This window comes from Bacillus sp. FSL H7-0578 (genome assembly GCF_038630855.1).
GTDB classification, from domain to species: domain Bacteria; phylum Bacillota; class Bacilli; order Bacillales; family Bacillaceae; genus Bacillus; species Bacillus safensis.
The window spans coordinates 1,768,106-1,780,764 of record NZ_CP152045.1; the positions used below are offsets into that span (position 1 = coordinate 1,768,106).

The following is a 12,659-nucleotide window of genomic DNA, read 5'->3' on the forward strand; positions in this document are numbered from 1 at the left end:
TTTCATTAAGAAATTGTTTTATTATTTGATGTAACATCAACGCCTGAATGACCATGATTTCGGAAATTCGCTTCAAGTTCTTCTAATGTAAGCCCTTTCGTTTCTGGCAAGAATTTAGTAACAAACAATATTGACAAGATACCGAATCCAACGAAGATAAAGAATGTCACAGACAACCCAAGTTGAGATAGTAGAATAGGGAACGTTAGACCGACTAAGAAATTAACAATCCAAAGGCAGAAAACTGTGACACCCATGCCGAGCCCTCTAAGGCGGAGTGGAAATATCTCAGACAACATGAGCCAAGTCACTGGAGAAATTGCACCTTGTTGGAACGCAAGGAAGGTAATGGTTAATAATAACACGATATATGGAAGTAATTCTGACCCAGCAAAAAGATTTGAAAAAATTCCGATGAAAAGTAATGTTGTCGTTGTACCGATTAATCCTGTAATGAGCATAGGGCGGCGTCCGATTTTGCCTAGCAAGACAATTCCTACAATTGTCGCGATAACCGAAATAATACCATTTCCAATGTTACCAATCAACGCTGCTTTTGTATCAAAGCCGGCACCTCTTAATATCTCGGTTCCATAATACATAATAGAGTTGACACCAGTTATTTGTTGGACAATCGCAATCCCTACTCCGATGAGTACAAGCCTTCTCACCCAAGAAATAGAGAAATCTTTAAAGGTTGCTTTGTCAAGGTTCTTTTCTTTTTCATAGGCATTTTCAATCTCACTAAGCTCTCTTTCTGCATCTACCTTTGAGCGAATCTTTTGTAGCACTTGCAGGGCTTCATCTCTTTTCCCACTAGTGACAAGCCACCTTGGGCTTTCAGGGACTCTCAACATGCCAAAGAATAAAATGATCGCTGGAAGAGCAGCAATCGGTAGCATAATTCGCCATACAAATGGGTTCTCTCCTAATAAGTTACCAATGATAGCATTGAAAACGAATGCAAGTAATTGACCTGTTACGATCATCAATTCATTTTGTGTAACGATTCTTCCGCGCTGATTCGCAGGTGACATTTCTGCTAAGAAAGTTGGCACTGCAACAGATGCTCCCCCAACTGCTAGGCCAAGGAGGAATCGGAAAATAATCATAATTTCTGCATTCGGTGAAACCGTACAACCGATCGTGGAAAAAAAGAACATCGCTGCGAGAGAAAAAATCGTTCTACGCCTGCCATAACGGTCTGATAACCGACCGCATATCACTGCCCCAAATGCTGCCCCAAAAAGTAATGCACTTGTCACTAAACCTTGTGTAAGCGCTGTTAAATTGAGCTGCCCTGGTTGTGACATATATGGTAATGCCCCATTTAAGACGCCAGTATCATATCCGAAAAGAAGTCCGCCAAAAGTCGAAATTAAAATAATCGCCCTAAGATTTTGGTGTTGGTTGACTTGTTTATTCATGCTCGTTTTCTCCTGTTCTATTTTAAGTATGGATCACTAATTTCTCATCAATATACTTACGAGCCAACAGCGCATATTCAAGTGGATGTGCAATTGAAGGATCTTGCTCAGCTTCAACCACAATCCATCCGTTATAACCATTTTCTAATAGAACGCGGTATACTTCTTCAAAATTAATACATCCGTCACCTGGAACAGTGAAAATACCTTTAAGAAAGGATTGTAGAAAAGGCAAATCTTCTTGCTTACAAAGGTCCATTATTTCTTTTCTAACATCCTTAAAGTGAACATGATGTATGCGGTCAATATGTGTATGCAATAGGGGCATATAATCGCCATCTGATACGAAAATATGACCAGTATCATATAGAAGATGAACATATTTTTCGTCCGTTCCTTCTAATAAACGAGTAATATCTGATAAGGTTTGAACCCCTGTGCCAAGGTGATGATGGTACACAAGTTTCAGATTGAAAGCGTTAGCAATTTTGCCTAACTCATTTATTCCTGTGCAGAGTAAGTCCCATTCTTTATCCGAAAAAGTGGGTTGATTTTTGTAAACACTCACTTCTTTTTTTTGAATAGAGTACGTTTGTTCAGATACAACCGCTACACTTGCATTTACTTCTTGTAAATATCGACAATGATCAGTAAATTTTTTTTTCGCCATCTCTAGTCCGTCTTGTATGATGTAACTACTAAACCACTTGCCTGCAATTTTTAGATTACGTAATTGAAGCTCTTTATTTAAAATGTTGGGTTCGGGGAAAAAACCACCTACTTCAGTTCCTTGAAAACCAGCGACACATATATCGCTTAATAAGTGAGATAATGTATTATCAGCTCCTATCGTTGGAATATCATCATTCCTCCAGCCAATCGGAGCAATGCCCCACGAAATACAGTTCGGGTTGGTCACGCGTTTGTCAGCCTCCTTTATGACTAAATACTTGAAAAATAGAGTTAACCATAAGTTTTTCAAAAAATAATCATATTTTTGGTTAACTTATGGTTAACTTTGAAATAATCATAATATCAAAAGCGCTTTCAGTCAATTGTTTTTCGAAATTTTTTCATTATTTTAACTATTCATCACGAAAAAAAGCCTGATGCAATTGCACCAGACTAGACACCTATTAAAATTAAAGGCTATACATTGGATTTAATTTTAATGATAGCTTCTCCATATTGTTTCATGGCACGATTGAGTTCTTTCAGCATAGCTTGAACATTTTTTTTCAAAGTTCATGACCCCTTTATGCTTCATTCTCTTTTCATTATGAAGATGATGATTTCGTTTGGCAAAGTCAATGTATGCGCCAACATTCTTCATGAAAACGCAAACAACACTTGAAAACTTATGCATGTCTCATTTTCCTGCAATTTTTACAGGTTTTCTTTACTTGTGAATATTCATTGAAAAAGATCACTAATCTGTTCTTAGCCTTGTCAACTTGGCGAATATAAAAAACTTAAAATTGCCAGTGTGTGACGGTATTCTATCGGAGTACACTGATTTAATTTTTTCAGGATTCGGGAAAGGTGTTTCCATCAAATATTGAATTGAGTGTGTTTCATTTATTTCGTGACATAAAAGGACGATACCTAGCTATTAATGATCTGAATGATTTTTTGTTTAGCATCTTTTGCTTCTGGGATTAGCATGACAACAAACACATGAAGCATTTCCAGATAAACGTAGGTGTTGATCTCAATTCCTTGCTCTGTTAGTTTTTCATCAAGTTTTATCGCATCTGGATATAAAGCTTCGTGTGTGCCAATAAATGAGTGATTTTCCCCAGTCCTTTAAAATCTCCGTAGATTGGGCTGATCAATGAGTCTGTTGGGTGTTTATCAGCAGCCCATATGTTTGTAATGACTTCCATTCCTTCACGAGCCAGCATCTGATTTTTTTCAGCATATTCAGGGAGTAACTAACGATTTAGCCCCTTTTATGAATTCAATTTTTAATAGGTCATCTTCTGTATATAATCGATAACCATTAGAATAGCGTATTGGGACAGGTAAAATGCCGTTTTCTTCATAGTACCGAATGGCAGCAGCGCTTATTCCTGTTCTTTTTGCAAGTTCACCTTTTGTCATCAGCTCTATTCCTATGTTCGTATTTTTCATGTATAGGTTAGTCACCTGTTGATATTTCCATTATAAAGGTTGAAGTATACTACAAGGTCAAGAATAAGGTCAAAAATATAGATATGTGATTTTCAATTTAGCCTTTTGAAACGGAAATGCCACTATTTATTCATTTTTAAGGTTGCTGTAAGGTTCGGATTAATACAGGTTAAGGTTGAGGTTGTACAATGGGTTTGTAAGGAAGTGAGGGATGAGTCGAATGATTCTCCTCCCTTCTAAATTAATCATAGAGGTGAAAAGTTTTGAGAGAAAATAAAATTTTGTCTTCATTATGTTACTTCAGTATCTTTTTTGCACCGTTTCTGTTTCCGATTATCGTCTACTTCTTAGGAAAGGATGAAGTGAAATATCATGCGAAAAAGTCACTATGGACGCATGTTATTCCTTATTTGATTTTCGGTATTGGTATTGTCGGTTCAGGTTTACTTGGCATGAACGATATCAGTCATGCTGGTCCGTTCTTAATTGCTACGTATGCTCTGACATTCCTTGTGGCGATTTACTTCTTCATTTGGAACATTGTGAAAGGCATTAAAGTGTTTTCAGAATAATAATAGATGAAAAAACGGTTCTGTCATTGAGCAGAACCGTTTTTTGTATGTCTATTCAAGTGGGTAATTGGATATCAATCGTTGTTCCTTCTCCAATTATACTTTGTATCGTAATATCTCCGCCGTGTTTTTGGATAATATCTTTTGCAATCGCCATTCCAAGACCAGAGCCAGCATGTGTCCCTGCTGTATTCGTCCCTCTATAGTAGCGGTCAAACACTTTTTCTAGCTCTGCCTCTTCAATTCCTTTGCCGTTGTCTTTAATTGTGATATGGGTATGTTCTTTTTGCTCAAGCTGTACAATGATTTTCACATCAGCATCATTGTGGACAAGGGCATTTAAAATGAGATTGGTGACTGCTCTTCGTATGAGGACCGTATCAATATTCAGCATGAGCTTGTCTACATTCGTTTGCAGCTCAATGCTTTGATCTGCATATCTCGAATCGTTTAGGATATCAATTAACGTTTTACGCAGCAACGGCACAATGTTCACAAGCTCTTTATGTAGCATCACGTCGTTATTTTTCAGCCTTGTTGTTAAATTTAGATCCTCCATGACATCTTTAATGTACAGTGATTTATTCTCTATGATGCTGGCATAATGCATTATCTCTTGATCTGAAAGAGGATAATTTCGATCCTTCATGATTTCAGCATAGCCTTGAATAGAGGATAATGGCGTTTTAATATCATGAGAAATATGGCTGATCCATTCTTCCCGCATTTGCTCTAGTTTGTCTTTTTCTTTTTTGCTTGAAGCGAGCTGCTCTGATAAGTGATTGACATTATAGAAGACATCTTTATAAATTCCTTTAGCAGGCAGATTTGTCGTGTAATCTCCGTTTGCCAGCCGCTGGATGCTATGAATGGCACGGCCGAGCGGTTTTGTGAGCTGCCGGCTGAATAAGTAACCAATGAGTAATGCTATGATGGCATCAATTGATAATAAAATCATCGTCCCGATATTGAATCTTGTTACTAAATCCTTCGTGTCAAACGAGAATAGGTATTTTCCGATGGAAGGGTCTTTAAAACCGATAAAGTAGCTGTATTCTTTGCCCTTTACTTTTTTTCCGCCAGCATAAATGGTCGATAATAATTGCTTATCTTTATATTTATGTAAGTTCACGATGTCTATCGGTGTATATTTGTTCTTTAATCCTTTAGGTGCCTGCGCATGATACACGTTTTGGCCATTTTCATCTAAAATTTGAACCCATGCATTCTGTTGTTTTAAGGCTTTCTGCCCTTCTTTGTTTACGGTTATCCCTTGATCAGAAAAAGAGATGTATTGTTCAAATGATCTTGTGAAGGTTTCGGGCGTATTTTCCTCGTTATGCTGGCTGTTTGCCTGAAGTACGAGCCAAATCATAAATACGAATAAGTTGATAAAGACCGTGATAATGGTCACGATAATGACAGAGACCATATACCTGCCTGTTAATCGCCATTTCATCCTTACGCATCCTTTACAACAAATTTATAGCCAAGCCCTTTGACTGTGACGAGAAACTCTGGTGTTGACGGGGAATTTTCTATTTTTTCCCGAAGTCTTCGGATATGAACCATTACCGTATTGTCAGAACCGAAGAAGTCTTCCCCCCAAACAGTTTGATAAAGCGTTTCTTTACTGATGATGCGGTTCGGGTGCTGCAAGAAGTAGGTCATCAGCAGAAGCTCTTTCGGTGTGAGCTCAATGACCGCGCCATTTTTCTTCAGTTCTGCTTGCTGTTCGTTTAACTCAAACGGCCCTTTTTTGATGACGGGATCCGCTTGAGATGACTGCAAGTATGAGAGCCGTCTCAGCTGCGCTTTCACCCGGTAGGCGACTTCCTTTGGACTGAACGGTTTTGTAATGTAGTCATCCCCGCCGATGGCAAGACCTACAATTTTGTCTGATTCCTCTCCCTTTGCTGATAAAAAGATAATCGGAACATGGGAGGTCTCTCTGATTTGTCTGCAAATATCATAGCCTTCACCGTCTGGCAGCATAATATCAAGTATGACAAGATCAGGCTGTTCTTGGTGGAATTTCGTGAGCCCATCACGGGCAGTTGAAGCTGTTATAACGCGATCAATGCCTTCTCTTGTTAATACTGTGTTGATTAATTCCAAAATTTCTTTTTCGTCATCGATCATTAATACTTTGCTTTGATGCTTTGGCATACATTGATCACTCTCCTGAAGTCATTGCCATTATTATACCCAATGTAAGAACATAGTGAAAAAATCAACTTCCTATTTGCATAAAAAAAGCCAATTTTCTTTTGAAATGAGAAAATTGGCTTTTGGTGATTCAATTGATTCTAGCGTTTGACTACAAATGTTGTCACACTTTGAGCCGGGAGATGAGCCCAAAATTGATTACCTGATATATTTAAGTCTGTACCGGGCTGAAGGTTGCTGTTGCTGCTTGTAATCCATCTTGATGCTTGCGAAGCAGTTCCATTTTGCATCACAAAGTGCTGATTGACTCCTGTATTGTTTTTGTTAATCGCGACAATGACAACCTGATTGTTTCCTTTGTAGGCAGATACGAAAACATTTGGTTCAGGACTTTTCGTTGCATCAATTCTGACGTATCCTGGGCGTACAAACTTGGAGAAATGCGCCATGTTGTAACCGCGTTTACTGATCAGGCCATCTTCCTTCATAGGGCCGTAGGATCTGCGGATGTACCACCAAACATATGCCTGAAAGTCCCCTTCTACCATCGAATGGTGAATATGCTCTGAAACCCCTAATGCCTCAGGCCAGCGGTCCGCTGAATTGTTATCGCTATTCGGGTAGTAGACCTCTGTCATCCAAAGCTCCTTCCCCCCTCCTTTTTGTTTGAACAGAGGATATGGAAGCTGGCTGATTTGGGTTCCGTACAAATGGGCTCCGAGAATGTCCATATTTCTAAGCGCTTGCGGATCATTTAAGATAGGATCTGATATATTTTTAAGGTATTGAAAGGATTCTGGCGCAATCACGCGGGCATTAATGGAGCCGGCATTTTCTCTCATGAAACGCAGGATTTCCTGAGGAGTCCACCATGTCCATTCATGTGCATAATCAGGCTCGTTTTGTACTGATATCGCATAGAGATTGACTCCATTATTTTTCATATACGTCACAAAATCGTTCAGATGCTGAGCATATGCAGCGTATTGATTGTATCTCAGCCGCTTTGCAGTTGTACCATTACGGTTGAAAGTCTCGACCATATGGCTTGGAGGATTCCAAGGTGAAGCGATCACTAAAGCTCCATGCTCTATTGCTCTTTTGGCTGTGGCGACCTCTCTGTGCCAATTATTTCTGTTCTCATCTACAAAAATTCTTAGAATGGAAAACCCTAACTGATTCTGCCCATTGCCAAAAGCGGTTTCCCTTTGAGGTGCGGTCAAATCACCAATCCAAGCCGGGTGGTTCATTCCGCCAAAGCCGCGAATCACTTGTCTTTCTGCATTGATATTAATATTGGCATCTGCTGCTGAAACTTCAGTTGCGCCAGGTCCGATGAACATGACAGACAGCATGGTGAAGCAGATCAATAAAGTACAGATTGTTTTTTTGATCATTGACATCAAATTTTTCCACTCTCCTATCATTTTCTCATCCTTTGTTATTGAGTAAACCGCCAGGAATCAAACTGAAATAGGTTTGCACCTGTTCCAGTAAAGACAAAAAATACGTTGTGCACGCCAGCTGCTCCGTTTACTGTCGTTTCTACTTCTCGCCAATTGTTTGTTCCGCCTGTGGAAGGGACATTTAATGTTCCGACGAGTCTGCCGTCAGGGCTTCCGAGGCGTACTTCTATTTTTCCGCCTGCATTTGATGCTACATTCGCTTTAAATGTTCTTGCGCCGTTTGATCCGAAATCGACGTTACTGGCAGCCACCCAATCTCCGTTTTGAATGTTTGTGACATGCTGGTTATTGACCGGTCCGCCTGGAGCTGAAGAGGCCTCTGTCAAAATGCGTCCATTCCATGCAAATGTTTCAGCTTCTACCCGCTGATAAGGATTCAGGTTGGAAAGCTGTTTGACCCCTTCAAAATTGGCTGCAACCTCTCGAAGGGAGCCGTCAGCATTATGCACAAGCTTATTAATATGCGGAGATCTGTAGCCTTTTCCTGCCCCGTATAAAGCAGAGCTGACCGTTTGGGTATGATACACGACATACCACTCGTTTTTAAAATTGAACACCGCATGATGGTTGTTACCGCCGCCGCCAAAAAATGCACCCGGATTTTTCAGGAAATGCCCTCTATACGTAAATGGACCCATCGGACTTGAGCTCGTCATATAACCGATCTCACCAGGTGGTTTATCTGCTGGGTGGGAGCCGCCAAAGTTGATGCAATAGGAATAGTAATAGGTTCCGTTATACTTATGCATCCCTGAGTCTTCAAACATAAAAGGAGCATCAATGGTCGAGGCGCTACTGGCAACACTTGTCATATCAGGCCCTAGTTTTAAGACTCTTGCTGTTTTAGGATTGGCCCATTGTCCCTGCGTTGGATTAGAACCGCCTGGTACGCCTCCACCGGCATATAAATAACCAGTGCCGTCATCATCTACAAAAACGGCTGGATCAAACAGCCATACAACCCCGGACATTCCTGGTGTATTTGGCGTGACAAGCGCTTTTCCGATAGGATCTGTCCATGGACCGATTGGGGAATCTGCTGTCAGAACCCCAATCCCTCCGCCGCTGTTTGCGAAATAAAGGAAAAATTTATCCTTCCCATTGATTTTTTTCACCGCCGCTGATGGAGCCCAGGAAGCACCTGCCCATTTAGCAATCCCTTTGCCGCCATTTGCCCCATTTGCACCGGCTACTGGAATCGCGCCATGATCTGTCCAGTTCACCATATCTGCTGAAGAGATGACGAAGACCCTATTCAAATTGGCAAAAGAATTATCTTTAATCGTACCGTTGCTGTGATATTCATAGTCATCACTCGACATATAAATGTACACTCTTCCGTTATAGGTGAGCGCAAACGGATCAGCGCCCAAGTGGTGGTCTATGAGCGGGTTTGCATTTCCTACACGTTTTGCAATTGTTGTGCTTGCCGCACTCGCATCATATACCGGTAAACAACTCAGTACCAAAGCAAAAATCAATAAACCAACGCCGCACTTCATCCTCGTCCTCATCGTTTCATTTCCTCCTGTTTTCATCTTCCTAATATTGGGGTTTAGGCCCAATTTCAAAATATGTTGATAGATACTGATGAAGAATGAATAGAAAGAATGATTTCTAGTGCAAATCCTTGCTGTAATCATGATGAAAACCCTTACTTTTTGACTAGAAGACAACAAAAAATGCAGTCTCCCATGCTGGGGCTGCATTTTTTCTTCATGATTCGTTGCATGTAGCTTACATATAACGAGCGGTGACCATTTTCTTTCTTGTGTAAAACTCTACTCCGTCTGTTCCATTGGCATGCAAGTCTCCGTAGAAGGAATCCTTCCAGCCGGAAAACGGGAAGAATGCCATTGGTGCGGGAACACCGATATTGACGCCGAGCATCCCTGCTTCAATATTTTCGCGAAATTCTCTGATGCTTGATGCACTGTCTGTGTACAGGCAGGCACCGTTCGCAAATTTTGATTGATTAGACAGGTCGATCGCTTCTGTCAGTGAAGAGACACGAACTATTGATAAGACTGGGGCGAAAATCTCGTCCTGCCAAATTTTCATTTGATTTGTCACATGGTCAAAGATCGTTGGTCCAACGAAATACCCTTTTCCATTTGTTTCGTTATCTTTCCTGCCATCTCGAATGAGACTTGCGCCTTCTTCAATCCCTGACTGAATGTATTGAAGCGTTCGCTCCTTATGTTCCTCTCGAATGACTGGACCAAGAAAGACCTCTTCATTTATTCCGTTTCCAATGACAAGCTTATTCGATTCATCAACTAATTTTTGAATGAGATCATCTGCCACTTCTTCTTCCACTGCGACAACGGCCGCGGCCATGCAGCGCTCTCCTGCTGATCCAAAGGCAGCACCAATGATTTGTTTCGTTGCCGCGTCTAAATCTGCATCTTTGAGGACAATGGAGTGATTTTTTGCTCCTGCAAGTGCTTGGACACGTTTGCCATGCTCTGTGCCTTTTTTATAGACGTATTCTGCAACTGGCTGAGAGCCGACAAATGAAATGGCTTTGACCTTTTGGTGTTCAAGCAGACCATTGACGACATCATGAGCTCCATTGACAATGTTGAGAACCCCTTTTGGAAGACCAGCTTCTTCAAATAATTCGGCTAATCGTGCGGCAAGAATCGGCGTGCGCTCTGAAGGTTTTAAAACAAACGTATTTCCGCAGGCAATGGCAAGCGGGAACATCCAGCAAGGAACCATCATCGGAAAGTTAAATGGTGTAATTCCGCCGATGACGCCAATTGGATAGCGGTACATGCCAGATTCGAGTCCAGATGCGATATCTGGTAATTGTTTTCCCATCATTAAGGTTGGTGCACCAGCGGCAAATTCGACACATTCAATTCCGCGCTGCACTTCTCCTTTTGCTTCTGTGATGCTTTTTCCGTTTTCAATCGTTACGAGTTCAGCCAGCTCATCCCATTTGTCAACGAGTAACTGTTGGTATTTAAATAAAATGCGTGCACGGCGGGGAACGGGAGTTTTCGACCAAGTGGCAAATGCTTCTTGTGCTGCCTGTACCGCATGTTCGACATCTTTTTTTGTTGAAAGCGGCACTTCTGCGATGATCTCGCCAGTAGCTGGGTTATATACTTCCTCTGTTTGACTAGTTTCTGCCTCAATCCATTGTCCGCCAATATAATTTTTCAACATTTGTACATCTGTTTTGGTCATGTTCCCTCTCTCCTTTTTATGAAAAAATGTAGGATTTGTTTAGTTGTCATTGTCTCATCTAACGGGCGCCCATCTGTATACACTCTTTGTCAAATATTATTGTTGTTTTGGTTTACGTTGTGATAAAAGCTTGCTCTAACGTGTGATAGGTTGCCGCCCAGCCATTTGTTTGTGAGAAATGATTTCGGAATGTGATTCACTCATGATTTGTTTTTGATTAACTTTTGATTAACTTTAGAAAAATCATAATATTAAAAACGCTTTCAGTCAATCCTCTATTTGCAGCATAAAAAAACCTGATGCGCATTGCATCAGGTAGAGGCTGGTTTATTTCTGTAAATTGGTTGATGCGGCATATTGATTCGGATCTGCAAAATGCGAGAGCATCTCACCATGTTCTTCAATGAGTTCATCGCATAATTTGATGATGTCATCAATCGACAGTTCAGCACTTGTGTGTGGATCTAGTAATGCCGCTTGATAAATGTGTTCTTTTTTCCCGCTGATTGCTGCTTCGATGGTCATGAGCTGTGAACTAATATTGGTCCGGTTCAGTCCCGCCAGTTGTTCAGGGATCTCTCCGACATAGCATGGCATGATGCCGCTTCGATCTGCAACACACGGCACTTCGACACACGCTTTTTCAGGCAGGTTGTGAATGAGGCCACCTGTGTTCAGCACATTCCCGGCAAATTTAAAGGGAACGTTCGTTTCAATCGCTTCAATGATACGTGAACCATATTCTTTTGAGCGAGTATGTGTGATCTGTGTATTGCCCACAAGGTCATGCTTCATTGTATTCCAATTGTTGATTTGTTCCTCGCAGCGTCTCGGGTATTCATCGAGCGGAATGTTAAACTGACCGATTAGTTCTGGGTACCGTGATTTGATGAAATATGGATGGTATTCGGCATTGTGCTCTGAGGATTCTGTGACATAGTAGCCGAATTTATCCATCAGTTCAAAGCGTACCATATCATGATGCCTGGATTGCTGTTTTTCTTTTGCTCGTCTTTTGATTTCTGGATACAAATCTTTTCCGTCCCGTTTTACCTCTAATAACCATGCCATATGGTTAATACCGGCAATTTTTTCTTCAATGCCTTCATGTTCCATTTCAAGAGATTCAAATAGGTCCTTTGTACAGACTTGCACACTATGACAGAGACCAATCGTTTGAACCTGAGTATAGCGCAGCATCGCACCTGTCAGTGTGGCCATTGGGTTCGTGTAATTTAACAATAAAGCATTTGGACAAACCTCTTCCATGTCCTTTGCAAATTCCAGCATGACAGGAATCGTTCGAAGGGAGCGGAAGATGCCGCCGATCCCTACCGTATCCGCAATCGTTTGTCTTAATCCGTATTTTTTTGGTATTTCAAAATCAATGACAGTACTTGGCCGGTAGCCTCCAACTTGGATGGCATTGATAACATATTTCGCATCCTTTAAGGCTTCTTTCCGGTTGTGATAGGACTGGATGGTCACATTTGCACCGTAATTTGCTTTTAAATGCCGGAGCATCGTTTCTGATTCTTTCAGCCGGTTGTGGTCGATATCATATAATGCGAATTCAAAGCCTGCAAGGGCGGGAACAAACAGACAATCTCCTAATATATTTTTAGCAAACACGGTACTCCCTGCACCGATAAATGTAATTTTAGACATAGACGACTCTCCTTTTTACATCCATA

At 41.0% G+C, this 12,659-nt stretch carries 9 protein-coding genes and 2 pseudogenes; 1 reads left to right on the forward strand and 10 read right to left on the reverse strand.

Going from position 1 to position 12,659, the window contains the following annotated elements; genetic code table 11:
• Positions 1-5: 5 nt before the first annotated feature.
• From MHB41_RS08980 to MHB41_RS08995, 4 genes and pseudogenes are all read right to left on the reverse strand, one after another.
• Positions 6-1,427 (reverse strand): sugar porter family MFS transporter, encoded by a 1,422-nt coding sequence (locus MHB41_RS08980; RefSeq protein WP_024427120.1) that lies wholly within the window; start codon positions 1,425-1,427, stop codon positions 6-8.
• A 22-nt stretch (positions 1,428-1,449) separates the two neighbouring features.
• Positions 1,450-2,346 carry a myo-inosose-2 dehydratase gene (iolE, locus tag MHB41_RS08985; RefSeq protein WP_061109946.1) on the reverse strand — a complete coding sequence of 299 codons (897 nt, stop codon included), beginning with the start codon at positions 2,344-2,346 and terminating at the stop codon, positions 1,450-1,452.
• A 686-nt stretch (positions 2,347-3,032) separates the two neighbouring features.
• Positions 3,033-3,373 (reverse strand): annotated as a pseudogene (locus tag MHB41_RS08990) (alpha/beta hydrolase); the annotation flags it as partial.
• A gap of 55 nt (positions 3,374-3,428) precedes the next feature.
• A pseudogene (locus tag MHB41_RS08995) lies at positions 3,429-3,560 on the reverse strand (MerR family DNA-binding transcriptional regulator); the annotation flags it as partial.
• A 263-nt stretch (positions 3,561-3,823) separates the two neighbouring features.
• Between MHB41_RS08995 and MHB41_RS09000 the strand changes: the two are divergent.
• A complete protein-coding gene (locus MHB41_RS09000; protein WP_034283494.1) occupies positions 3,824-4,132 on the forward strand; it encodes a DUF4870 domain-containing protein in 309 nt (102 codons plus the stop codon).
• Between the two features lie 55 nt (positions 4,133-4,187).
• On the opposite strand, the gene MHB41_RS09005 is transcribed toward MHB41_RS09000, so the two are convergent.
• The 6 genes from MHB41_RS09005 to MHB41_RS09030 form a co-directional block, all read right to left on the reverse strand.
• Positions 4,188-5,591 (reverse strand): HAMP domain-containing sensor histidine kinase, encoded by a 1,404-nt coding sequence (locus MHB41_RS09005; protein WP_061109947.1) that lies wholly within the window; start codon positions 5,589-5,591, stop codon positions 4,188-4,190.
• A gap of 2 nt (positions 5,592-5,593) precedes the next feature.
• The gene (locus MHB41_RS09010; RefSeq protein ID WP_061109948.1) at positions 5,594-6,301 is read right to left on the reverse strand and encodes a response regulator transcription factor; all 708 of its coding nucleotides are present in this window, start codon (positions 6,299-6,301) and stop codon (positions 5,594-5,596) included.
• 140 nt (positions 6,302-6,441) lie between these two features.
• Positions 6,442-7,707, reverse strand: a complete 1,266-nt coding sequence (locus MHB41_RS09015; protein WP_046311292.1) for a glucuronoxylanase — start codon at positions 7,705-7,707, stop codon at positions 6,442-6,444.
• 35 nt (positions 7,708-7,742) lie between these two features.
• Entirely contained in the window at positions 7,743-9,281 is a 1,539-nt protein-coding gene (locus tag MHB41_RS09020) for a glycoside hydrolase family 43 protein (protein ID WP_061109949.1), read from the reverse strand.
• A gap of 223 nt (positions 9,282-9,504) precedes the next feature.
• Positions 9,505-10,965 (reverse strand): CoA-acylating methylmalonate-semialdehyde dehydrogenase, encoded by a 1,461-nt coding sequence (locus tag MHB41_RS09025; RefSeq protein WP_061109950.1) that lies wholly within the window; start codon positions 10,963-10,965, stop codon positions 9,505-9,507.
• Between the two features lie 327 nt (positions 10,966-11,292).
• Positions 11,293-12,633, reverse strand: a complete 1,341-nt coding sequence (locus tag MHB41_RS09030; protein ID WP_061109951.1) for an alpha-glucosidase/alpha-galactosidase — start codon at positions 12,631-12,633, stop codon at positions 11,293-11,295.
• Positions 12,634-12,659: the final 26 nt, after the last annotated feature.

Bases quoted from the DNA above. Each gene is read 5' to 3' on its own strand.
- MHB41_RS09025 (WP_061109950.1), bottom strand. From the start codon at position 10,965: ATGACCAAAACAGATGTACAAATGTTGAAAAATTATATTGGCGGACAA.
- MHB41_RS09005 (WP_061109947.1), bottom strand. From the start codon at position 5,591: ATGAAATGGCGATTAACAGGCAGGTATATGGTCTCTGTCATTATCGTG.
- MHB41_RS09030 (WP_061109951.1), bottom strand. From the start codon at position 12,633: ATGTCTAAAATTACATTTATCGGTGCAGGGAGTACCGTGTTTGCTAAA.
- MHB41_RS09010 (WP_061109948.1), bottom strand. From the start codon at position 6,301: ATGCCAAAGCATCAAAGCAAAGTATTAATGATCGATGACGAAAAAGAA.
- MHB41_RS08980 (WP_024427120.1), bottom strand. From the start codon at position 1,427: ATGAATAAACAAGTCAACCAACACCAAAATCTTAGGGCGATTATTTTA.
- MHB41_RS09020 (WP_061109949.1), bottom strand. From the start codon at position 9,281: ATGAGGACGAGGATGAAGTGCGGCGTTGGTTTATTGATTTTTGCTTTG.